At 64.2% G+C, this 21,769-nt stretch carries 20 protein-coding genes; 8 read left to right on the forward strand and 12 right to left on the reverse strand.

Annotation, left to right across the window (positions count from 1 at the left end; genetic code table 11):
- The first annotated feature begins 134 nt into the window (after window positions 1–134).
- A complete protein-coding gene (gene map / locus GDN70_RS00590) occupies window positions 135–953 on the forward strand; it encodes a type I methionyl aminopeptidase (RefSeq protein WP_028144405.1) in 819 nt (272 codons plus the stop codon).
- 96 nt (window positions 954–1,049) lie between these two features.
- Window positions 1,050–1,763, forward strand: a complete 714-nt coding sequence (gene radC / locus GDN70_RS00595) for a DNA repair protein RadC (RefSeq protein WP_097668968.1) — start codon at window positions 1,050–1,052, stop codon at window positions 1,761–1,763.
- Window positions 1,764–1,797: 34 nt separating this feature from the next.
- Here radC and GDN70_RS00600 read toward each other — a convergent pair whose 3' ends face one another.
- Window positions 1,798–2,910 carry a hypothetical protein gene (locus GDN70_RS00600; protein ID WP_152036322.1) on the reverse strand — a complete coding sequence of 371 codons (1,113 nt, stop codon included), beginning with the start codon at window positions 2,908–2,910 and terminating at the stop codon, window positions 1,798–1,800.
- Between the two features lie 294 nt (window positions 2,911–3,204).
- Here GDN70_RS00600 and GDN70_RS00605 point away from each other — a divergent pair, with 294 nt between their 5' ends.
- On the forward strand, window positions 3,205–4,179 hold the full coding sequence (locus tag GDN70_RS00605) for an AraC family transcriptional regulator (RefSeq protein WP_173015729.1): 975 nt from the start codon (window positions 3,205–3,207) through the stop codon (window positions 4,177–4,179).
- Window positions 4,180–4,194: 15 nt separating this feature from the next.
- Here the strand turns inward: GDN70_RS00605 and GDN70_RS00610 are convergent, their stop codons facing one another.
- The 7 genes from GDN70_RS00610 to GDN70_RS00640 form a co-directional block, all read right to left on the reverse strand.
- On the reverse strand, window positions 4,195–4,515 hold the full coding sequence (locus GDN70_RS00610) for a hypothetical protein (protein ID WP_038947424.1): 321 nt from the start codon (window positions 4,513–4,515) through the stop codon (window positions 4,195–4,197).
- Between the two features lie 152 nt (window positions 4,516–4,667).
- Window positions 4,668–5,042 (reverse strand): hypothetical protein, encoded by a 375-nt coding sequence (locus tag GDN70_RS00615; RefSeq protein ID WP_038947423.1) that lies wholly within the window; start codon window positions 5,040–5,042, stop codon window positions 4,668–4,670.
- A gap of 102 nt (window positions 5,043–5,144) precedes the next feature.
- Entirely contained in the window at window positions 5,145–5,882 is a 738-nt protein-coding gene (locus tag GDN70_RS00620) for an AprI/Inh family metalloprotease inhibitor (protein WP_152102032.1), read from the reverse strand.
- Entirely contained in the window at window positions 5,882–6,871 is a 990-nt protein-coding gene (locus GDN70_RS00625) for a 2-hydroxyacid dehydrogenase (protein WP_028143812.1), read from the reverse strand. The genes GDN70_RS00620 and GDN70_RS00625 overlap by 1 nt, the downstream gene beginning before the upstream one ends.
- The gene (locus GDN70_RS00630; protein ID WP_152102033.1) at window positions 6,871–7,689 is read right to left on the reverse strand and encodes an ABC transporter permease; all 819 of its coding nucleotides are present in this window, start codon (window positions 7,687–7,689) and stop codon (window positions 6,871–6,873) included. Before GDN70_RS00630 ends, GDN70_RS00625 begins: the two co-directional genes overlap by 1 nt.
- Window positions 7,686–8,501 carry an ABC transporter ATP-binding protein gene (locus GDN70_RS00635; protein ID WP_028143814.1) on the reverse strand — a complete coding sequence of 272 codons (816 nt, stop codon included), beginning with the start codon at window positions 8,499–8,501 and terminating at the stop codon, window positions 7,686–7,688. Before GDN70_RS00635 ends, GDN70_RS00630 begins: the two co-directional genes overlap by 4 nt.
- A gap of 10 nt (window positions 8,502–8,511) precedes the next feature.
- A complete protein-coding gene (locus GDN70_RS00640) occupies window positions 8,512–9,534 on the reverse strand; it encodes an ABC transporter substrate-binding protein (protein WP_152102034.1) in 1,023 nt (340 codons plus the stop codon).
- A 165-nt stretch (window positions 9,535–9,699) separates the two neighbouring features.
- Between GDN70_RS00640 and GDN70_RS00645 the strand changes: the two genes are divergently transcribed.
- The 3 genes from GDN70_RS00645 (at window position 9,700) to GDN70_RS00655 (ending at window position 13,274) form a co-directional block, all read left to right on the forward strand.
- A complete protein-coding gene (locus GDN70_RS00645; RefSeq protein ID WP_038973022.1) occupies window positions 9,700–10,506 on the forward strand; it encodes a creatininase family protein in 807 nt (268 codons plus the stop codon).
- 140 nt (window positions 10,507–10,646) lie between these two features.
- A complete protein-coding gene (locus GDN70_RS00650) occupies window positions 10,647–10,910 on the forward strand; it encodes a hypothetical protein (protein ID WP_028143817.1) in 264 nt (87 codons plus the stop codon).
- A gap of 393 nt (window positions 10,911–11,303) precedes the next feature.
- Entirely contained in the window at window positions 11,304–13,274 is a 1,971-nt protein-coding gene (locus GDN70_RS00655) for a carbohydrate porin (RefSeq protein WP_038947416.1), read from the forward strand.
- 214 nt (window positions 13,275–13,488) lie between these two features.
- Here GDN70_RS00655 and GDN70_RS00660 read toward each other — a convergent pair whose 3' ends face one another.
- Window positions 13,489–15,564 (reverse strand): methyl-accepting chemotaxis protein, encoded by a 2,076-nt coding sequence (locus GDN70_RS00660; protein WP_152102035.1) that lies wholly within the window; start codon window positions 15,562–15,564, stop codon window positions 13,489–13,491.
- Window positions 15,565–15,804: 240 nt separating this feature from the next.
- Between GDN70_RS00660 and GDN70_RS00665 the strand changes: the two genes are divergently transcribed.
- Window positions 15,805–17,100 carry a hemolysin family protein gene (locus GDN70_RS00665; protein WP_028143820.1) on the forward strand — a complete coding sequence of 432 codons (1,296 nt, stop codon included), beginning with the start codon at window positions 15,805–15,807 and terminating at the stop codon, window positions 17,098–17,100.
- 224 nt (window positions 17,101–17,324) lie between these two features.
- Here the strand turns inward: GDN70_RS00665 and GDN70_RS00670 are convergent, their stop codons facing one another.
- The 3 genes from GDN70_RS00670 to GDN70_RS00680 form a co-directional block, all read right to left on the reverse strand.
- Entirely contained in the window at window positions 17,325–17,564 is a 240-nt protein-coding gene (locus GDN70_RS00670) for a PilZ domain-containing protein (RefSeq protein WP_018316424.1), read from the reverse strand.
- 103 nt (window positions 17,565–17,667) lie between these two features.
- Window positions 17,668–19,380 carry an FMN-binding glutamate synthase family protein gene (locus GDN70_RS00675; RefSeq protein WP_173015730.1) on the reverse strand — a complete coding sequence of 571 codons (1,713 nt, stop codon included), beginning with the start codon at window positions 19,378–19,380 and terminating at the stop codon, window positions 17,668–17,670.
- A gap of 408 nt (window positions 19,381–19,788) precedes the next feature.
- Entirely contained in the window at window positions 19,789–20,562 is a 774-nt protein-coding gene (locus tag GDN70_RS00680) for a ferredoxin--NADP reductase (RefSeq protein WP_152102036.1), read from the reverse strand.
- 384 nt (window positions 20,563–20,946) lie between these two features.
- Here GDN70_RS00680 and GDN70_RS00685 point away from each other — a divergent pair, with 384 nt between their 5' ends.
- Window positions 20,947–21,762 carry a RimK family alpha-L-glutamate ligase gene (locus GDN70_RS00685; RefSeq protein WP_152102037.1) on the forward strand — a complete coding sequence of 272 codons (816 nt, stop codon included), beginning with the start codon at window positions 20,947–20,949 and terminating at the stop codon, window positions 21,760–21,762.
- The last annotated feature ends 7 nt before the right edge of the window (window positions 21,763–21,769 follow it).

The raw sequence follows: 21,769 nt of genomic DNA on the forward strand, positions 1-21,769 counted from the left end.
CACACGAACCGGTAGCCACGTCGCTCGAAAACGCGCTCCCTTGGCTTGCACGAAGGCCCGCAATCATTAAATTGGGGCCTGAAATCAAGCCTTTCCGCCGATATCGAGATCAGCCCCGAAAAGACCTGACACGCATGAGCTACGTCGAAGCCTCCGATACCTCGCTGCGCAAGACCGGACAGATCAAGCTGCATGGGCCGAGCGCCTTTGCCGGCATGCGCAAAGCGGGCGCGCTGGTGGCGAAGTGCCTCGACGAGCTCACCGACATCGTCGGGCCCGGCGTGCCGACCGAGCGCATCGACGAATTCGTCCGCGACTTCGCCTTCAGCAACAATGCCTATCCGGCGACGCTGATGTATCGCGGCTATCGCTACTCGACCTGCACCTCGCTCAACCACGTGGTCTGCCACGGCATGCCCGGCGACCGTCCGCTGAAGGAAGGCGACATCGTCAACATCGACGTCACCTTCATCGTCGACGGCTGGTATGGCGATTCCAGCCGGATGTATGCGGTCGGCCCGATCGCCCGCAAGGCCGAGCGGCTGATCGAGGTAACCTATGAAGCGATGATGCGCGGCATCGCCGCCGTGAAGCCCGGCGCCACCACCGGCGACATCGGCTACGCCATCCAGAGCTTCGTCGAGCCGCAGGGCATGAGCGTGGTGCGCGATTTCTGCGGCCACGGTCTGGGCCGCATGTTCCATGACGAGCCGAACATCATTCATATCGGCCGGCCCGGCGAAGGCGTGCAGCTCAAGCCTGGCATGTTCTTCACCATCGAGCCGATGATCAATCTCGGCAAGCCGCATGTGAAGATCCTGTCCGACGGCTGGACTGCCGTCACCCGCGACCGCTCGCTGTCGGCACAGTTCGAGCATTCGGTCGGCGTCACCGCTGATGGCGTCGAGATCTTCACGCTGTCGGAGCGGCACGGCGAGAAGCAGATCGGGTGAGCTTTCGGGACGTGCCTGCTGGGCAATTACCGATCGGCGCGCCGGCGCGCAATTGACGGTTGCAAAAACGGAGGTCCCCGGCGATGCTGGCGGCCGATGCCCGCCAAGCCGGACCAGGACAAGAGCAAGCTTGAGGACGCGCCGCATTATCTCGGCCATCGCGAGCGGCTGCGCGAGCGCTTCTACAATGCCGGCGCGGATGCGCTGAGCGACTACGAACTCCTGGAGATGGCGCTGTTTCCGGCACTGCCGCGACGCGACACGAAACCTCTGGCCAAGGCGCTGATCAAGTCCTTCGGCTCGTTCGCCGAGGTCGTGCACGCGCCGGTGGCGCGCTTGCGCGAGGTTGACGGCATCGGCGAGGCCGCGATCAACCAGCTCAAGCTGATCGCGGCCGCCGCGAGCCGCGTAACCAAGGGCGAGGTCAACAGCCGCAACGCGCTGTCGTCCTGGAACGAGGTGATCGATTATTGCCGCTCCAGCATGGCTTTTGCCGACAAGGAGCAGTTTCGCCTGCTGTTTCTCGACAAGCGCAACCAGCTCATCGCCGACGAGGTGCAGCAGACCGGCACCGTGGACCACACCCCGGTCTATCCGCGCGAAGTGATCAAGCGCGCGCTGGAATTATCGGCGACCGCCTTGATCCTCGTGCACAACCATCCCTCCGGCGATCCCTCGCCCTCGCAGGCCGACATCCAGATGACCAAAGCGATCATCGACATCGCAAAGCCGCTGGGGATTGCCGTGCACGATCACATCATCGTTGGCAAGAGCGGGCATGCCAGCCTGCGCGGGATGCGGTTGATCTAGGGCAACGCGTGTCGGACCAGCCTTGCACCGACTCTCAAAACCTGACCGTTAATCCGCCACCCGCGTAATAGCTTGTCTCGGCCTGGTATTTGACCCCCGCTGGCGTGCTCGCGCCTCCAAAGCCGAACGGGAGCACGACAGCCGGGGCTGAAACGCCAGGGACCTTGTTATCGTAGTTGAGGCCGCCAAAGGCCCGCAACGCCCAGCTCGGCGCCAGCTTGATGTTGACGCTGGCTTCGGCATTGGCAACGAATGCGGTGGTCGTTGCACTGGACGTTGTGGCAGAGAAGGTCGGGGCGAAAAAGGGCACCCCGCCCACGAAGACGTTGACGGAGTCCGAGCCCGTCAGCGATACCCGCCGCATGGCGAGCCCGGCGTTGCCACCGGCCACAAATGTCAGCCAATCCGTCACAGGTACCGAACCAGACAGGCCGGCGCGGGCTCCCCAGTCCGTCCAATCGAGCTTGGTGTCCGCGTCATAGCGGACGGACGCAGTGCCGCCGAAAACGAGATTGGTTTCGGACAACGTCTGAGAGTTGCGGGACTTGCCGCCAAACACCGCAAGCGACGGCGTAATGGTGACGCCGCTCACTTTGAAATCTGTCGCGTACCGCCCGCTGACTTGCCAACTCGAATAGCTGGTACCGAGCGTGCTGGAAACGACACATGATGTGCCGGCGCCGCAAGCGACCGAGCCCGCGAAGTTTGTGATCCCGCCAACCTGCGGCAGCGAATATCCCGATCCCAATGTCGACACAGCCGTAGCGGCTTGCGAGGCGGTCGCGTTGACATAGGACCCGCTGAACTCGATCCGCCCATTGGTGCCGATATTCGACAGAGACACACCGGGAGGCAAAACGAAGCCCAATCCGCCGGAGATGCCATATCCGGTTGCCCGCGGGTCATATGTATTTGCCGCGGATATCCCCGATCCCGGGGCGACCGGCAACAGACGAGTGCCTATATCATAGGTCGGCAGGCGGATCGACTGCGCTGAGCCGTCAGCCCAGAAGTAGACCCCGCCAGCCGTGCTCGCGGTGGCCACCCCCGGCGCCTTGATCGGAATATCTGCGGCAAGTACAGGCGCGGAAGTTGCCGCCACCAGTCCGGTTGCGATGATCGATAGCCGAATATGCCGATAAAGCACTGAAACCCCTCAGATGAACATGCCTTCGACGCCAAGGCATCATTTCGGCAAGATTCTAGGTGAGGTGCGGCGAGACTGTCGTCGCTTATGACGAACGGTGCTGTAGCGGTTTGCGTATTCTCGCCCCTCAATATCCATGAGCTGCACTGTTGAGGCTTCCGTGCAACATAACGGCGCGACACCGCACCGAGGTGCTCTTTTACGAACGGAATTATTGCTTTTCGCGAATAGCGCTTGGCACCAAGTTCCAATATGCTCGATGTCGCCAGCCCTCACTGCGGACTCCCATGTAAAATGCAGAGAATCTCGTTTGACTCCGCCGATCTTCCCGGCGACGAGCGGCTGCGCAGAGATCGCTGGGTCGATTCACTGTCATCCGGTTACGTGCGTCTGCGCGCCGACGCCAGGCCCAACGTGCCCTTCGACGGCCAGCTCAAGATCATGCTGCTCGGCCAAGCCGCGATTGGTCGCATTTACGGGACCGTGCAGACCATTTCGCGCGGAGCCGCGGAAATCGCCATCGAGAACACCGACAATGCCGTGCTTCTGCTCAATAGCGGAACGGACGAAATGCTCGTTGAGCAAAGCGGCAAGAGCGTTGCCTGCACCGCCGGTGCTGCGGTGCTTATCGAACAGTGCGTGCCGTCGACCATCAATGTAAGTGCGCAGCATCACTGCAATTTCATGGCAATTCAATTGCCGCGCCAGCAGCTGCGTGGCCAGACGTGCAACGTCGAAGATCGATTCATGACGCCGATTCCGGCATCGGCTTCGGCGCCGGCGCTGGCATACGCTTACGTCGAGACGCTGCTGAAGCTATCCGGCGCCGCGGAGCAAGCCGATATCCCGCGTTTTGCCGCCGACCACATCGCCGATCTCGTCGTGGCTGCAGTGGCCCTCAAGACCTTGCATCAGGAGACACAGGCGCCGAGTTTGCGAGCGGCTCGGTTTGAGACCGTCCGGCGCGAGCTTGATCGCAATTTCATGATGCCCGGCTTTTCCTTGACGGCGCTCGCACGCCGCCTTCTGGTTTCGCCGCGCTATGTGCAGGCGCTCTTCTCCGAAGCCGGAACGTCGTTCACCGATGAACTGACCACTCGCCGCCTGATGCGCGCTCACGAGATGCTGGCGTCGCCGCACTACGCACATATGAATGTCATGGACGTCGCCTACGAGTGTGGATTCCCGACAGTATCGCACTTTCATCGCATTTTCCGGCGCCACTTCGATGCGACACCAGGCGAAGTGCGCGACAGAGCGATCACATAAGTCGCGCTGGCCGGCTCAGTAGCAATACCTGTGATCGACCCGGACGTAGTAGCCGTCCGGCCTCTGCATGTAGCAGCCGCGCTGATAGGCGTAGTAGCCGGAGCGGCGGCGCTCGCCTTCGGAGGCGATCGCGGCGCCCGTGCCGGCACCGACGACGGCACCGATGGCAGCCCCCCTGCCTCCGCCGAGCGCACCACCGAGGATCGCCCCGCCGACGCCGCCGATGATCGCGCCGCCGATGGCATCCTGGGCCGCCGCCTCATGCGCCGGCACCGCCATCGCAACCGTCAGACAGGCCGCGATTCCAAAACTTCCAATGCGAAGACCTCGAAGCATGCTCGCCCTCCCTGTGGTGGAGGGAGTCATAGCCCCGGGCGAGGATTCGGGCCAGACAAATTGCCGGCACGGCGGCCCGCGATGGCCGGAGGCGCAGCGCGAAGACGGCTCAAACCGCGCCGCGTACGATGCACCGGCCGGCCGATTGGACGTCAAGCATCGACCCAGCGCTGCACGGCCTCGACGGTATCGGCGGGCGTGGTGTTGAAGCAGATCGCAGCGTCCGGCGCGAGGCGATGGACGAGGTTGAGCACCTTCTCGAACAGCACGAGGCGCTCCTTCGGCTCGCGCAGGCCGGCGCCGATCACGATGCAGTCGAAACGCTCGTCGCGCAGCGCCGCCGTGACGCCGGCTTCCGCGGTGGCGTCGAGATCGATCAGGCAACTCGTGACCTCGAAGCCGAGATCGCGCAGGCGCAACAGCTGCGCATCGATGTAGGTTCGCACGAGCTCCGGCGTGAGCTGCGGGAATGCGCTGTAGTCGGCACTGCCGGGTTCGATGCCGATCGCGAGGACGCGTTTGGCCATGCCGGATCTCCCAACGAAATCGCCTCTTCCGTCAACGAGATGCCCGGTCTGCAGGTTCCGCCTTCGCGTGGCGCCATGCGGCGGCAGCGAATGTGGGCCTGCCTACTGACGCAGCATGATCAGGGGATCGGCGGTATCGGGGACGCGCCGCCACTGCGCGTTGTCGTCGGCCTCGAACTGCCAGACGTTGCCCGATTTCGACATCAGGATGATCTGGCCGCGCTCGAGCCGCCATTGCGTCGGGTTGAACTGCGCGATGGCCGGATCGCATTTCGGCTTGAGGAAGACCTGGAAATTGTCGGAGCCGGCTTCCGTGTTGGTCAGCGTCAGCCCGCAGACCGGCTGGCCGTTGCCGCGCACCATCGCCCAGTCGCCGATCATCTGGTCCATCGACTTGGCCATCGAGCGCGCGGCGGCGAGATCCTGCAGGATGTAGACGCCCTCGCCCTGGCGCAGGCCTTCGAAGATGCCGGCCTCGACCTCGGTGAAGTCGATCACGGCTTCACCGGTCGCGTCCTGCAGGCGGACGATGTCGAGGCCCCTGACGCTCCAGGCGACGATGTCCTTGGTGAAGGGCAGCGCCGCCTTGCAGGCCGGCTCCAGCTCCAGCTTGAAGCCCTGCCCCGCGGCATCGCCCTTCATCGTGACGACGCAGGTCTTGCTGCGCTCGGTGGTCGAGAGCTCCCACTGCCCGAGCATCTCTTTCTTCAGGGTCGTCGTATCCTGCGCATGCGCCGGCCTCGTCTGAGCAACGCCGATCGCGGCCAAGGAGGCCGCGACGGCGCCGATCGCGGCCAAATGGGCCGCGACGGCGGATGCAACGACCCGAAGACTTCGCATCAGCGCCCCTTGAATGGCGTTTCGGCAACCGGCGTCAGCGGCGCCTTGCCCGAGAACCATGACTTGAGGTTGTCGACCACGAGCTGGTCCATCGCGTTGCGCGTCACCACCGAGGCCGAGCCGATATGCGGCAGCAGCACGACGTTCTGCATCGCCTTGAGCTCGTCCGGCACGGTCGGCTCGGCCGCGAACACGTCGAGGCCGGCGGCGAGGATGGTGCCCGACTTGAGGGCCTGCACAAGCGCCGGCTCGTCGACCACCGAGCCGCGCGCGACGTTGACCAGCACGCCGCGCGGGCCGAGCGCCTTGAACACCTCGGCATTGATCATCTTGTTGGTCGAGGCGCCGCCGGGCACGATCACCATCAGCGTATCCACCGCCTTCGCCATCTCGATCAGATCGGGATAGTGCTTGTAGGAGACGTCCTTGGACGGATTGCGCGAGTGGTAGACCACCGGCACCAGCGAGGCGTCGAGCCGGCGCGCGATGGCCTGGCCGATCCGGCCCATGCCGACGATGCCGACCTTGCGGTCGCGCAGCGAGCCGACGCTGAGCGGATAGTTCTGCGTCTGCCAGAGGCCGGAACGCACATACCGGTCGGCCTTGATGAACTCGCGCAAGGTGGAGATCAGCAGACCCATCGCGACGTCGGCGACCTCCTCGGTCAGCACGTCGGGCGTGTTGGTGACGATGATGTTGTGCTCGGCCGCGTATTTGGCGTCGATATGGTCGTAGCCGACGCCGAAGCTCGCCACCATCTCGATCTTGGGCAGTTGCGACAGCGACTCCTTGTCGGCACGGACGGTGTGATAGGTCACGGCGACGCCGCGGATTTTTTCGCGGATCGCCGGCGTCAGCCGCTCGAGGTCGCCGCGCGTCTCGGCCTTGTGCACGACGAAATGGTCGGAAAACCCGTTCTCGAGGATCGGCCGCACCGGCCCATAGATCAGAAGGTCGATCTTCTCGGACGAAATCGAACCGGCAGCCATCAGTTTTCCTTTCCAAGCGCGCTTTCATGCCAGCGCCGTAAAACGAGGTGGGAAACTACCGCCAGCACCCCATAGATGACAATCCCGGCCAGCGATAACAAAAGCAGCGCTGCGAACATGCGGGGTATGTTCAATCGATAGCCGGACTCGGCGATCCTGTAGGCGAGCCCCGAGCCGGCACCGGCTGTTCCCGCCGCGATCTCCGCCACGACCGCGCCGATCAGCGACAGGCCGCCGGCGATGCGCAAGCCGCCGAGAATGTAGGGCAACGCCGCGGGCAGCTTGAGAAAGCGCAGCGTCTGCGGCTTTGAGGCGCCATAGAGCTGGAACAGGCCGGCAAGGTTGCGATCGACCGAATTGAGCCCAAGGGTGGTGTTGGACAGCACCGGGAAAAAGGCGACGATGAAAGCACAAACCACCACCGCGGTCTGCTGCTCCAGGTAGATCAGGAGCAGCGGCGCGACCGCGATCACCGGGGTGACCTGGAGGACGATGGCGTAGGGGAATAGCGAATATTCCACCCATTTCGACTGGTTGAACAACAGCGCCAGCGCGATGCCGCCGATGCTGGCCGCGGCAAAGCCTTCGAGCGTGGTCAGAAGCGTGGTGGCGAGCGATTGTGACAGCACCGCCCAGTCCTTGATCAGCGTCAGGACGATGACGGAGGGCGCCGGCAGCACGTAAGGCGGGATGTCCTTGATGCGGACCATGAGCTCCCAGGCGAGCATGCCGGCCGCGAACACGATGACGGGAAGCACGAAACGCATCGCGCGCTGCGCGCCTCGCGGTTTTGCAGTGACGGCCGCCTGCGCGCTCATAAGGTCGACTGCCCCGAATAAGACGGAGCCAGCGCAGCCGACACCTTCCGGCAATAATCGGAATAGGCGGCGGAGGTGCGAAACGCCTCGCCGCGCGGCTCGACCGTCTCGATGCGGATGTCGGCCTGGATGCGGCCGGGCCGCGCCGTCATGACCACTACGCGCTGCGACAGATAGACGGATTCGAACACCGAATGGGTGACGAAGATGACGGTCTTGCCGAGGCTGCGCCACAGCGCGAGCAGATCATTGTTGAGGCGGAAGCGCGTGATCTCGTCGAGCGCGGCGAACGGCTCGTCCATCAAAAGGATATCCGGATCGGTGACGAGCGCGCGCGCCAGCGACACCCGCATCTTCATGCCGCCGGAGAGCTCACGCGGAAAGGCATCGGCGAAATCGGCGAGCCCGACGCTGGCCAGCGCCGCGTCGGCACGCCCGCGCGCCTCCGCCTTCGGCACGCCCGCCAGCTTGAGCGGCAGCCGCACATTCTCGCGCACGCTGGTCCAGGGCATCAAGGTGGGCTCCTGAAACACGAAGCCGATACCGTGACCCGGCTGTACCACGCCCTCGTGATGGGCCACCCGCACGATGCCTGACGACGGCGCGCTGAGCTCCGCGATCAACCGCAGCACCGTCGACTTGCCGCAACCGGACGGGCCCAGCAGCGAGATGAACTCGCCCTTGCGGACAGTGAGGTCGAACGGGCCGAGCGCCATGACGCCATTGTCATAGGTCTTCGTCACGCCGCGCAGGCTGACGGCGAGATGCGTCAGGCCGGCGTCGGCCGCGGACGAGATTTTGCCTGATGACATCGAGCTTGCGCTACGGCTTGCTCGGGCGCAGCTCGACGCCGACGCCCTTGTTGACGAAGCGCAGCGTGTAGGATTTGCGGAAGTCGAGTTCGGGCTTCAAGACGCCGGCCTTGACCATCTTGTTGAAGAAGGAGGTGTAGCGCTCGTCGCTCATCGCGCCGATGCCGTTCTTCAGGCTGTCGCCGGAATCGACGATGCCATGCTCCTTCATCTTGGCGACGGAATAGGCGAGCAGGTCGTCGGTCATTTCCGGATTGAGCTTCTTGATCATGGCGTTGCCGGCGGAATTGTCGCGGTAGATGTAATTGTACCAGCCGATCATGGAGGCATCGACGAAACGCTGCACCAGGTCGGGCTTCTTCTCGACCACGTCGCGGCGGGTCTCGATCAAGGTCGAATAGGTGTTGAAGCCGTAATCGGCGAGCAGCAGCACGTTGGGCTTGAAGCCGGCGGCCTTCTCCACCGCGAACGGCTCGGAGGTGACGTAGCCCTGCATCGCGCTCTTGGGATTGGCGATGAAGGGTTGCGGATTGAAATTATAGGGCCGGACGTTCTTCTCGCTGAAGCCGTATTCGGACTTCAGCCACTGGAAATAGCTGCCCATGCCCTCCTTGGAGACGAACAGCGTCAGCGGCTTGAGATCCTCGATCTTGCTGACCTTGGCATCCGGCTGCGTCAGCATCACCTGCGGATCCTTCTGGAAGATCGCGGCGATGGTCACGACGGGAACGTTGTTGGCGACCGCGTCGAACGACATCAGCGTGTTCGCGGCCATGAAGAAATCGATCTTGCCGGCGATCAGCAGCATCCGGTTGTTCTCGTTCGGGCCGCCGGGAACGATGGTGACGTCGAGGCCGTATTTCTTGTAGGTGCCGTCGGCGACCGCCTGGAAGAAGCCGCCGTGCTCGGCCTCGGCGACCCAGTTGGTGCCGAAGGTGACCTTGTCCAGCGTTTCGGCCCGCGCCGGGACGCTCCAGACCAGAGCGGCCATCAGGCCCGCAGTTAGCGCTCTGCGCAGATGAGAGGGGGTCATAATGGCACTCCGTCGATCGCTTCCAGCATAATCGCGTCTAGCTCGTGGCAGGCCAACGCGATAAAACCGCATGACGTCAGGGGACACGAGCCGGCCGGGCCCGCGTCCCCTGATACCCCAAATTACGTGACAAATTCGGGCAATGAAACCTCCAAAGAAAACTCAATGATGCCATCCCGCGACTGGACCGAAATCCGCTGGGTCGATGCGCCCCCCGCGGAGACGTCGCGATGGATCGCGGTGCTGCCGCTGGCGGCGACCGAGCAGCACGGCCCGCATTTGCCGCTCACCACCGACGTGCTGATCGCGGACGCGTATCTTGCGCGCGTGCGCGAGCTTCTGCCCGACAACGTTCCGGCCAGTTTTCTTCCCGTCGAACCGGTCGGGATTTCCACCGAGCATATCGACTATCCCGGCACGCAGACGCTGCCGACTGAAACCGCGCTGAAGCGATGGACCGGGATCGGCGAGGAGGTCGCGCGGCGCGGCGTGAAGAAGCTCGTCATCATCACCAGCCATGGTGGCAACAGCGCGGCCATGATGCTGGTGGCGCAGGATCTGCGTGCGCATCAAAAACTGTTCGTGGTGACCACGTCGTGGTCGCGGCTATCAGGCGCCGACACATTGTTCCCGGCCGACGAAGTGCGCCACGGCATTCATGGCGGCGCGGTCGAGACCTCGATCATGCTGGCGCGCTATCCCGATCAGGTGCGCAAGGATGCCATTGCGGATTTTCCTGCGAGCAGCATCTCGCTGGAGCAGCAGTACCGCTGGCTGTCGACGCAGCGGCCCGCGCCGTTCGCCTGGCAGGCGCAGGATCTCAACGCCAGCGGCGCCGTCGGCAATGCGACATTGGCCGTGGCGGCCAAGGGCGAGCAACTCATCGATCAAGGCGCCCGTGCTTTTTGCGAGTTGCTGAGCGAGGTCGATAACTTCGACGTGAACAGGCTCGCCAAGGGGCCTCTCGGCTAACCAGCATCCTATTGGAATCATTCACGAAAACTCCTCACTCCGGGAGCGGATTTGCCGCATTCGAACCGGACGCGGGGAGCCTCCGTCAAACTGGGCACGCGGGCCACAACGGACCGCCTCAACCCCGGATGGAGTTTCACATGTCGATCAAGACCAAGATTGCCGCTCTCGCTCTCGCGACCCTCGCCGTCACCGGCAGCATCGTGTCCACCACCTCTTCGGCCGAAGCCAAGCAGCCCGGTTGGGTCTGGGGTGTCGGTGCCGGCATCGCCACCGCCGCCGTCGTCGGCTCCGCGATCGCCGCCAACAACGACCCCTATTACTACGGCTATCACCGCTGCGGCTGGGTCGCCCAGTACAACGCTTTCGGCCAGTACGTTGGCCGCGTTCGTAGCTGCTACTGACCTGAGTACCTGAGGCCGATCTTACGTGGATCCTGCGTCCGACACGGGCGCCTCATCCACCCCGTGTCGTGCCCCCGACCCCGCCCGGCTGTCCCCCCGGGCGGGGTCATTCTGTTTGGGCCGGGAATTGTTGCCGTCCCGTCACACAGCGGTGCGAACCATCCCGTGCGCCAATCTTCACCAGTTGCTATTGCGAATTAATCGCAATAAAGTTCGAAACAGGCTCGGGAACTTGGGGCGAAATCGCGTCGAATCGAGATCATCTCGACGACGCGAGCAACCAAGACCTGATGACAGGGCCGCCGCGAATCGGCAGGGATATCGCGACGGGTGGGACACATTCGCGTTTTGGGGGCGTGCGTTTTGACGTTGAGAAGTCACCGTTACAGATACTTGCGAACGGCCGCGGCGATTGCCTCGGGCGTGCTGGCTTTTCCCGCCGCGGGGCGCGCGGCCGATCTGCCGCTGAAGGCGCCGGCGCCGAGAGCGGTCTATGACTGGACCGGCCTCTATATCGGTGCGCATGCCGGCTATGGCCGCGGCTCGTCGCAGTTTGCGCTGAACGACGGCACAGGGATCAACGACAACGGCGTCTTCAGCGGCATGATCGGCGGCGTGCAGGCGGGCTACAACTACCGCCTCAACTCCGGCTGGCTGGTGGGTGTCGAAGGCGATTTCACGTTCCCCAACTACATCACCTCGAATTCGATCGTCTCCTTCCTGACGACACCCGCCAACACTGTCACGCAGCAATGGGACTACACCGCCAGCCTGCGCGGCCGCGTCGGCTACACCAGCGGTCCGTGGCTGGTTTACGCCACCGGCGGCTTTGCCTGGATGGGCGAGCGCTATTTCGACACGCCGGCCTCCGGCGCCGAAGTCCCAAAAATCCTGAACACGCGGCCCGGCTGGATCGCGGGTGCCGGCGTCGAATACGGCTTCGCGCCGCATTGGAGCGCACGGCTCGAATATCTCTACAGCCGCTTCGACGGCGCCAATGTCGCCTTCTCCACGGGGGCCCAATACAGCTCTTCGTCGCTCGACTTCCAGCAGGTCAGGCTCGGCCTCAACCGCAAGGTCGATTGGCCGGGCATGCCGAGCTACAATCCGAACAGCTCGCTCATCGACACCGAATCGGATCGCTGGGAGATTCACGGCCAGAGCACCTATCTGCCGCAAGGCTATCCGTCGTTCCCCGCGCTCTACAGCGGAACGAACTCTCTCTCGCCGACGAGGCAGGCCAAGGCGACCTGGAGCAACAGCCTGTTCCTGAACGCGCGGCTGTGGGACGGCGGCGAGGTCTATTACAATCCCGAGCTGCTCCAGGGATTTGGCCTGAACGACACGGTCGGCGCGGCCGGCTTCCCGAACGGCGAAGCGCAGAAGTCGAACTTCCCCTATCCGCATTACAACACCTCGCGCCTGTTCGTGCGCCAGACCTTCGGCTTCGGCGGCGAGCAGGAAGAACTCGCCAGCGGCCAGTTGCAGCTGGGGCAAAAGGTCGACGTGTCCCGCCTCACCGTGCAGGCCGGCAAGTTCGCAGTGGTCGACGTGTTCGACGGCAATGCCTACGCCAAGGACACCCGCAGGGATTTCATGAACTGGTCGATCTGGGCCCCGGGCGCCTTCGACTATTCCGCCGACAAGGTCGGCCTTACCTACGGCGTCACCGCCGAGCTCAATCAGAAGCAATGGGCCCTGCGCGGCGGCTATTTCCTGATGGTCGCGGAGCCCAATTCAAATCATTTCGACACCAAGGTCGGGGAGCGCGGCCAGTACGTGATCGAGCTCGAGACGCGCTTCTCGCTGTTCGGCCAACCCGGCAAGCTCAGGACCATGGGCTGGCTCGACAGCGCCAACATGGGCAGCTTCCGCGAGACGTTGAACAATCCCGCGCTCAATCTCGACATTGCGCAGACCCGGCGCGGCCGCACCAAGGTCGGCTATGTCGTCAACCTCGAGCAGGCGATCACCGAAGATGTCGGACTGTTCGGCCGCTGGAGCTGGAACGACGGCAAGAGCGAAACGCTCGCCTTCACCGACATCAACCGCAGCCTGTCGGCTGGCCTTTCGATCAAGGGCACGAAATGGGGCCGGCCTGACGACGTGGTCGGCGTCGGCGGCGCGATCAACGCGATTTCGCAGGACTACCGGGACTTCCTCGCCGCAGGCGGCCTCGGCGTGCTGGTCGGCGACGGTGCGCTCAACTACCGCAAGGAGCGCATCCTCGAAACCTATTACGCCTATGCGCTGAACAAGAATCTCACCCTCACCGCCGACTACCAGCTCATCGTCAACCCCGCCTACAACGCAGATCGCGGACCGGTGTCGGTCATTTCCGGGCGGCTGCACGGGGAGTTCTGAGCGCAGTACGGCCCGGATGATGCGCGCGCCTCGTCCTTCGAGACGCCCGCTTCGCGGGCTCCTCAGGATGAGGCAAGCGACACCGGAGCTCATCGAAGCGCTCCGCACACTCCATCCTGAGGAGCGCGCACTTGCGCGCGTCTCGAAGGATGGGCCGCGGGCACGTCGCTCTTCGAATGCGATTGCTTCTCCCTGCAGCAGAGGCGCAGAAGTTCTACGCAGCGCGGATCGCGTCCAGGAACTTGCCGACCTCGACCTTGAGACGGCTGCTCTCGCCGGACAGCGATCTGGCCGAGGCGAGCACGTTGGAGGAGGCAGATCCGGTCTGGCTCGCGCCGCGCTGCACGTCGACGATGCTGGCGGAGACCTGCTGGGTGCCGCGGGCCGCCTGCTGCACGTTGCGGGAAATCTCCCGCGTCGCTGCGCCCTGCTCCTCCACCGCCGCGGCGATTGCGGATGCAATCTCGGACATGCGGGAGATGGTGTCACTGATCGACCTGATGGCGCCGACGGAGTCCTCCGTCGCGGTCTGGATTCCCGTGATCTGCTGGCTGATCTCGCCGGTGGCCTTGGCGGTCTGCTCGGCCAGCGCCTTGACCTCGGAGGCGACCACCGCAAAGCCGCGGCCGGCCTCGCCGGCGCGCGCCGCCTCGATGGTGGCGTTGAGAGCCAGAAGATTGGTCTGGCCTGCGATCTGGCTGATGAGCTCGACGACGTCGCCGATCCGCCCCGCGGCCTTGGCGAGCTCGCCGACATAATCGTTGGTCCGGCCCGCCTGCTGCACCGCTTCGCCGGCGATGCGCGCGGAATCCTGCACCTGCCGGCTGATCTCGTCGACCGACGAGGCCATCTCCTCGGCCGCCGCGGCAACGGTCTGCACGTTGGTGGAGGCCTGTTCGGAAGCGGCCGCGACGGTCGCGGTGACCTTTTCCGATTGATCGGCCGTGCTCGTCAGCGTTCCCGCGGACACTTCCAGCTCCGAGGAAGCCGACGACACCGTGTTGATCACGTCGCCGATCATGGCTTCGAAATCGCGCGCGATCTGGTCCATACGCTGGCTGCGCCGGAGCTTCGCGTCGGCCTCGACCGCGGCCGCCTCATCGGCGGCCTTCTTGGCGAGCAGTGAATCCTTGAAGTGCTGCAGCGAGCCCGCCACCTGGCCGATCTCGTCATTGCGGCCCGTCGCGGGAATCTCGACGTCGTGTTGTCCGGCAGCGAGCGTTGCGATCACGTCTGCGAGCCGGCTGAGCGGCGTCACCACGCGCCTGCGCAGCATCATGGTCACGCCACCGAGAGTCCCGAGCAGCGCCAGAACCACCACGCCTGCGAGCGCGAGCATCGCCAGTGCGCCATCGCGCGAGGCCGAGGCACGCTCGGAAGCTTCGGCTAATGCGGCATCGCGCACGCCGTAGAACATCTGGATGGCCGGCACGATGACCTTCGCCAGTTCGTCGGCGTTGCTGCTGTACTTGCCGTCACTCCGGGCTGCGGGAATCTCCTTGTCGACGGCGGCCGCAGCTTTTCCGAAATACGATTCCGTTGCCGCCTTCAGCGCGGTCGCGATGCGGGGGGGATTTCCGAGTTGGTCGATGCCTGCCTCGATGCGCTCGCGGTCAGCCTCCACGCGGCCTTGCATGCGATCCATCAGCGACAATTCGGTCGCCGTGAGCGGGCGGCTCGCGGACAGCGCCGGGGACAGCGTGGCCGCTCGGCTGCCGGCCGCGACACGCAGGTCCTGGGCCGTCCGCGCCAGGCTCAACAGCGCCGCGAGCGAGGAATCGGCGTTGATGACTTTCGCTTCGAGCCGGTTCATGACCGGCTCGATGTTGCCGATGACCTCGGCAACACCGGGGAGAAAGCCCTTGATCACAGCACCATCGCGCGCCGCCAGCGGGACGCTCATCGCGCGATCTGCCGCCGCGGTGACCTCCTTCAGCCGCCGTGCGGCACGGTCGAGATTCTCGACAATCGCTCCGCCGTCATTCAGCACCAGGATCGCGCGCCTTGCAGCCTCGAAGCCGGCCTCGGCGGCTTTCGCGGCCTTCCCGGCCGCTTCGATCTGGGCTGGCGTCGCCGCCGCTTCCTGGAAGATCGGACCGATATAGGGGGCGCGAAGGCCGGCGACGTGCTGACTGACCATCAGGGTCGCACCAAAGGCATCGACAGTCTTGATCGCGTCGGAGCGGTTCGTGAAGATGCGCGTCTGGGGTATCAGCACCTCGGCGCCGAGGATGACTGCAAATACCGTCACCGTCAGCATCGACAGCGCGAAAAGCTTCCCGATCCGCATCCTGGGTCCCCCCGAATACACTTCTGCAATGTCGAAAACCTAGCCGGGGGCCACTAAGAGCCCGTTAAGCACCGGCATTCCCGTAGTTCCACGGGAGCTCGCGCAAGCGAGTCGAAGTCAGCGGCGACACGGTTCCCTCGGGGCGCCAAATGCGGCAAAATTGCCGGCATTTCTTCGCCGAATACCTATATCAAGGCGTGTGCGTCCTCTTCGGCCACACTCCCTTACCTCGGAACGTCAATGCTCTCGGTCGAACTCGTCATCGTCGTCGTCCTGATCGTCATCAACGGCCTCTTGTCCATGTCGGAGCTGGCCGTGGTCTCGTCCCGCCCGGCCCGGTTGTCGATGCTCGCCGCCAAGGGCGTGCGCGGCGCCGAGCGGGCGCTGACACTGGCAGCCAATCCCGGCAAGTTCCTCTCGACGGTGCAGATCGGCATCACGCTGGTCGGCGTGCTCTCCGGCGCGTTCTCCGGCGCGACGCTCGGACAGCGGCTGACGCAATGGCTGCTCGAGCTCGGTCTATCCGCGGGAATTGCCGACATCGTCGGCGTCGGCATCGTCGTGACGCTGATCACCTACGCCACCCTGATCGTCGGTGAGCTGGTGCCGAAACAGGTGGCGCTGCGCGACCCCGAGAGCATCGCGGTCAGGGTCGCGCCCGCCATGCACGTGCTTGCGAAAGTCTCGCTGCCGCTGGTCTTTCTGCTCGATCTCTCGGGCAGGCTGATCCTCACGCTGCTCGGCCGCGGCGGCAAGGCCGAGGAGAAGGTCTCGGAGGACGAGATCCACCACCTCGTCAGCGAGGCCGAGAGCGCGGGCGTGCTCGAGCCCGGTGAGAAGGAGATGATCGCCGGCGTGATGCGGCTCGGCGACCGGCCGGTCGGCGCGGTGATGACGCCGCGCACAGAGGTCGACGAGATCGACCTCAACGACGATCCGGCGGCCATCCGGGAGATCATCGCCAAGAGCCCGCATTCGCGCTTTCCCGTCTCCGACGGCGACCGCGACAAGCCGATCGGCGTGCTCCAGGCCAAGGACCTGCTGATCGCCTATATGAACGAACGCACGCCGGACCTGCGCGCGCTGGTGCGCGAAGCGCCCGGCATCCCGGCGTCGGCAGACGCGCGCGACGTGCTGACCATCCTGAAGGCTGCGCCGGTCCACGTCGGTTTCGTCTACGACGAATATGGCGGCTTCGAAGGCATGGTGACGGCCGCCGACATCCTCGAATCGATCGTCGGCGCCTTCCATTCGGAGGCCGGACCGCCGGAGCCCGCCTTTGTCAGGCGCGCCGACGATTCGCTGCTGATCTCGGGCTGGATGCCGGTGGACGAATTCGGCGAATTGCTCGGCGTCGAATTGCCGCCGCACCGCTACAACACGGTGGCCGGCCTGGTGCTGCAACAGTTCAACGTGCTGCCCGACACCGGCGATGCCTTCGACTTCGGCGGCTGGCACATCGAGGTGGTCGATCTCGACGGGCGGCGGATCGACAAGATCCTGGCGAGCCGGTTGAGTGAGGTCGAGACGGGGTAGTTGATAGAGCGAGCCTCAACCACAGCTGTCGTCCCGGACAAGCGCGCTTCAAGCGCGCGCCGATCCGGGACCCATACTCCCGGAAGGCCGTTTGGCGAAGATTCGGAGTTGCCAGCTCGCGCGGCGACTTCTCCCTGTGGTTATGGGTCCCGGGTTCGCGACTTTGTCGCGCCCCGGGACGACAGCGGTGTTTGCAGCGCGAACTCACCTCGCGCCAACTCACCTCACCCGAACCTCACGCCGATCCGCTTCTCCTTGCGCCAGATCACGGTGCACGACAGATGCGTTCCGTCCGCTTGGACGAACAGGGTGAAATGCTCGGGAATGCCGACCGGGCTGGTGACGTCGAGCGCAGCGCCGGTGTCGGACAGGTTGCGGACGGTGCAGTCGATCGCGCCGCCGCCGAACTCGATCGTTCCGGCCTTCAGCACGCGATGTCTCGCCTTGTCGCGCCGTTCGTCCATGGGCACAATCTACACCCAAAGTTGAACAAAATCTTGAATGCCAGCTCCGCTCGCGACGAATATGCGCGGGCCGGGCCGGTGCCGCCACCGGCCGAGCGATGCCCTATGGCGCCGGCTGGAACGTTTCCGCCTGCGCCATCCGCCAGGCGTCGCGGAAGCGCGGGTCTTCGGTGCCTTCGAGCAGCTCGCCAGGACGCAGCGCCGGATAGAGCTGCGCAAAGGATCTCACATCGGTGGTCGAGGTGCGCTGGGTGAAGTGAATGGGGCGCAGCTGCTGCGGATGCTCGAGGCCTGCCGCGGCGATCAGCTCGGTCAGCGAATGCAGCGTCGCGTGGTGATAATTGTGCACGCGGTCGATCTTGAGCGGCACGTAAAGCGCACGCGCGCGCGTCGGATCCTGGGTCGCCACCCCGGTCGGGCAGCGGTCGGTGTGGCAGCTCAGCGACTGGATGCAGCCGAGCGAGAACATGAAGCCGCGCGCCGAATTGCAATAGTCGGCGCCGATCGCCATCGCGCGCGCCATGTCGAAGGCGGTGGCGATCTTGCCGGACGCGCCGATCTTGATGCGGTCGCGCGCATTGATGCCGATCAGCGCGTTGTGGACGAAGTTGACGCCCTCGCGCATCGGCATGCCCAGATGGTCCATGAATTCCAGCGGCGCCGCACCGGTGCCGCCTTCGTTGCCGTCGACGACGATGAAATCCGGATAGATGCCGGTCTGAAGCATCGCCTTGCAGATCGCCAGGAATTCCCAGGGATGGCCGATGCACAGCTTGAAGCCGGCCGGCTTGCCGCCCGACAGGCGGCGCATCTCGGCGATGAACTGCATCATGCCGGCCGGGGTGGAGAAGGCGCGATGCGAGGCCGGCGAGATGCAGTCCTCGCCCATCGCGACGCCGCGGATCTTGGAGATCTCCTCCGAGACCTTTGCCGCCGGCAGCACGCCGCCGTGGCCGGGCTTGGCGCCCTGGCTGACCTTGAGCTCGACCATCTTGATCTGGTCGTCACCGGCGACGCGCGCGAACGCTTCGGGATCGAAGGTGCCGTCGAGATGACGGCAGCCGAAATAGCCGGAGCCGATCTCCCAGATGATGTCGCCGCCCATCTCGCGGTGATAGGGGCTGACGCCGCCCTCGCCGGTGTCGTGCGCGAAGCCGCCCTTCCTGGCGCCGGCATTGAGCGCGCGCACTGCGTTGGGGCTGAGCGCGCCAAAGCTCATCGCGGAAATGTTGAACACCGAGGCCGAATAGGGCTTCTTGCAGTCGGGGCCGCCGATGCTGATGCGGAATTTCTCCTCGGCATGCGCCTTCGGCGACACCGAGTGGTGCATCCACTCGTAGCCCTGGCGGTAGACGTCCTCCTGGGTGCCGAACGGACGCTTGTCGAGTTCCATCTTGGCGCGCTGATAGACCACCGCGCGGGTGTCGCGCGAGAACGGCATGCCGTCCTTCTCGCTCTCGAAGAAATACTGCCGCATCTCCGGGCGGATCTCTTCGAGCAGGAAGCGGATATGCGCCGAAATCGGATAGTTGCGCAGCACCGCGTGGCTCTTCTGCAGGAGATCGCGGACGCCGAGCAGCGTCAGCGCGCCGAAGATCAGGATCGGCACCAGCAGGATGTCGAAGATCTTGCGGTCGGCGATACCGATACCGATCAGGAGCGCCGTGACGACTGCGCAGATCGTCAGCACGATGAAGCGCGGCGAGAATGGCAGCAGCAGGGTCTCCATGATCCCCTCCTCCGCCAGCGGCAGGCGTTTGTGGGATGAGTGTTGGGAGGAGTCCTGCGTCTTGGTGTCGTCGGCCACGATTCCCATCCTCTCGCCAGCATTGAGGCGGTACGATACGCCCTTGCCTGTCATACGGATATGACGCGGCCCTTGTTTCAGGCTAGCGAATTCGGCCGAGATAGATCAATCAGCCGAGAGGATAGGCTTTTGCAGTGCAGCAGAGGGGTGGTGGAGGGGCGGCGGACGCTGGGCCTTAATGGCCGCGCGTGGGGTCACACTGGATTCCCCAAGCTCAGCTGTCGTCCCGGGCAAGCGTAAGCGCAGACCCGGGACCCATAACCACAAGATGTCGTGGTGAGAGAAGACTGTCACTCCGACCCTTCGCATAACCACGGCCTGTGGTTATGGGTCCCGGATCGGCGCTCCGCTTCGCTGCGCTTGTCCGGGACGACGAGTTGAGTGTGGCGCGCGATTACGCCGCTTCTTCAAAAGAGCTTAGCGCTCGACGAATGCCTTCTCGATCACGAAATGGCCAGGCTTGTTGCCGCTTCCTTCGATGAAATCACGGCCTTCGAACATCACCTTCAGCTCTTCGAGCATCCCCGGGCTGCCGCACATCATGATGCGGTCGGTGGCGATGTCGAGGGGCGATTGCCCGATATCGGTGAAGATCTGCTCGGAGTTGATGAGGTCGGTGATGCGGCCGCGGTTCTTGAACGGCTCGCGGGTCACGGTCGGGTAGTAGATCAGCTTGTCCGCGAGCAGCTCGCCGAACAGCTCGTCCTCACGCAAGGAAGCAACCAGCTTCTCGCCATAGGCCAGCTCGGAGACCTGGCGGCAGCCGTGCACCAGCACGATGGACTCGAACTGGTCATAGACCTCGGGGTCCTTGATCAGGCTCGCGAACGGCGCGAGGCCCGTTCCGGTCGAGAGCAGCATCAGCCGCTTGCCGGGAAGGAGGTTATCGGTGATCAGCGTGCCGGTCGCCTTGCGGCCGACCAGGATGGTGTCGCCCTCTTTGATCTTCTGCAGGCGCGAGGTCAGCGGGCCGTCCTGAACCTTGATCGAGAAGAACTCGAGCTCTTCCTCGTGATTGGCGCTCGCCATGCTGTAGGCGCGCAGCAGCGGACGGCCGTCGATCTCGAGGCCGATCATCGCGAACTGGCCGTTCTGGAAACGGAAGCTGGTATCGCGCGTGGCGCGGAAGCTGAACAGCGTGTCGGTCCAGTGCTGGACGGAAAGAACCTTCTCTCGGTAAAACGCGCTCATGATTTTCGATATTCCGAATAATTGCGGTTTTAGGGCAAAAGCGTTGCCCGGCCCTGAAACGGGGCGGACACCATTGCCATGGCGGAGGATTTCGCGTGTGTGATCTACGCCATTGAGACCAATAATCAACCTCGTTCCGGATGCAATTGATGCCGGTCAAACCGGCATTTGCGGCGGAATTGGCCATATTGTTAATGAATCTGCTGCCGGGCGCGCGCGGCGGGCAATTTCTTTTCCCTGCAGCGTTCGAATGCAGCACTTAATTTCCATCGCGCTCGCGAGAATTTCATTAAGAATAGCTCTGACTTTCACCCTGGTTCGGCGCCGTTTCCCGCATTTTTGCGGCTTTTGGCGCCAGGAACGTCGGAAACGCGACGGAAACACATGGCGGCAAGCGACGAGCGAATCTTCGTCCAGGCCATCAGGCGCTATTGCGCGGAGCATGGCATTGCGGTCGATGTCCGCGCCGGTGGCTGGCTGATCGCGATGCGCCGGGGCGATGAGCGGCGCTTCGCCTTCGGCTACGACATCGGCCTCAACAGCGCCATCGCCCATCGCCTCGCCAACGACAAATCGGCGACATCAGAGGCGCTGGCGCTGGAGGGCGTGCCCTGCATTTCCCATCACCTCTTCCTCAACCCGAAGCTGGGCGTGCACGTCGCCGGTGCCGATTGGCGCCAGCGGATGCTCGCGCTGCTCGCTCAGAATCCGCAAGGCGTGGTGGTGAAGCCGAACGAGGGGACATCGGGGCGCTCGGTGTTCAAGGTGACGACGGAGGCGGAACTCGACCACGCGGCCAGCGAGGTGTTTTCGATGAGCGCCGGGCTCGTGATCTCACCCTATGTCGCGATCGAGGACGAGGTCCGCGTGGTGCTGCTCGATGAGGCGCCCCTCGTCGTCTACAGCAAGCAGCGCGGCACGGATTGGCGACATAATCTCGATGCCGGCGCAAAGCCGGTGTTGCTGGGGGACAGCGAGGTTCGAACGGCCTGCGTGGAGCTGGCAATGGATGCCGCGCGCGCGATCGGCATCGCTTTTGCGTCGATCGACGTGGTCCGCGTCGACGGCGAATGGAAAGTGCTCGAGATCAATTCCGGCGTGATGATGGAAACGCTCGGCAAGCTGCAACCGCAACTAGTGCAAGCGGCGTATGATGCGGCGCTGGATCGGGTGTTCGATCGAGTGCACAGCGAACGATGACCCATCA

The organism is Bradyrhizobium sp. TM102 (genome assembly GCF_009176685.1).
GTDB classification, from domain to species: domain Bacteria; phylum Pseudomonadota; class Alphaproteobacteria; order Rhizobiales; family Xanthobacteraceae; genus Bradyrhizobium; species Bradyrhizobium ottawaense.

Bases quoted from the DNA above. Each gene is read 5' to 3' on its own strand.
- radC (WP_097668968.1), top strand. From the start codon at position 1,050: ATGCCCGCCAAGCCGGACCAGGACAAGAGCAAGCTTGAGGACGCGCCG.
- GDN70_RS00685 (WP_152102037.1), top strand. From the start codon at position 20,947: ATGGCGGCAAGCGACGAGCGAATCTTCGTCCAGGCCATCAGGCGCTAT.
- GDN70_RS00605 (WP_173015729.1), top strand. From the start codon at position 3,205: ATGCAGAGAATCTCGTTTGACTCCGCCGATCTTCCCGGCGACGAGCGG.
- GDN70_RS00635 (WP_028143814.1), bottom strand. From the start codon at position 8,501: ATGTCATCAGGCAAAATCTCGTCCGCGGCCGACGCCGGCCTGACGCAT.
- GDN70_RS00670 (WP_018316424.1), bottom strand. From the start codon at position 17,564: ATGGACGAACGGCGCGACAAGGCGAGACATCGCGTGCTGAAGGCCGGA.
- GDN70_RS00640 (WP_152102034.1), bottom strand. From the start codon at position 9,534: ATGACCCCCTCTCATCTGCGCAGAGCGCTAACTGCGGGCCTGATGGCC.
- GDN70_RS00645 (WP_038973022.1), top strand. From the start codon at position 9,700: ATGATGCCATCCCGCGACTGGACCGAAATCCGCTGGGTCGATGCGCCC.
- GDN70_RS00620 (WP_152102032.1), bottom strand. From the start codon at position 5,882: ATGCGAAGTCTTCGGGTCGTTGCATCCGCCGTCGCGGCCCATTTGGCC.
- GDN70_RS00665 (WP_028143820.1), top strand. From the start codon at position 15,805: ATGCTCTCGGTCGAACTCGTCATCGTCGTCGTCCTGATCGTCATCAAC.
- GDN70_RS00615 (WP_038947423.1), bottom strand. From the start codon at position 5,042: ATGGCCAAACGCGTCCTCGCGATCGGCATCGAACCCGGCAGTGCCGAC.
- GDN70_RS00680 (WP_152102036.1), bottom strand. From the start codon at position 20,562: ATGAGCGCGTTTTACCGAGAGAAGGTTCTTTCCGTCCAGCACTGGACC.
- GDN70_RS00625 (WP_028143812.1), bottom strand. From the start codon at position 6,871: ATGGCTGCCGGTTCGATTTCGTCCGAGAAGATCGACCTTCTGATCTAT.
- GDN70_RS00610 (WP_038947424.1), bottom strand. From the start codon at position 4,515: ATGCTTCGAGGTCTTCGCATTGGAAGTTTTGGAATCGCGGCCTGTCTG.
- GDN70_RS00660 (WP_152102035.1), bottom strand. From the start codon at position 15,564: ATGCGGATCGGGAAGCTTTTCGCGCTGTCGATGCTGACGGTGACGGTA.
- GDN70_RS00630 (WP_152102033.1), bottom strand. From the start codon at position 7,689: ATGAGCGCGCAGGCGGCCGTCACTGCAAAACCGCGAGGCGCGCAGCGC.
- GDN70_RS00675 (WP_173015730.1), bottom strand. From the start codon at position 19,380: ATGGGAATCGTGGCCGACGACACCAAGACGCAGGACTCCTCCCAACAC.
- map (WP_028144405.1), top strand. From the start codon at position 135: ATGAGCTACGTCGAAGCCTCCGATACCTCGCTGCGCAAGACCGGACAG.
- GDN70_RS00650 (WP_028143817.1), top strand. From the start codon at position 10,647: ATGTCGATCAAGACCAAGATTGCCGCTCTCGCTCTCGCGACCCTCGCC.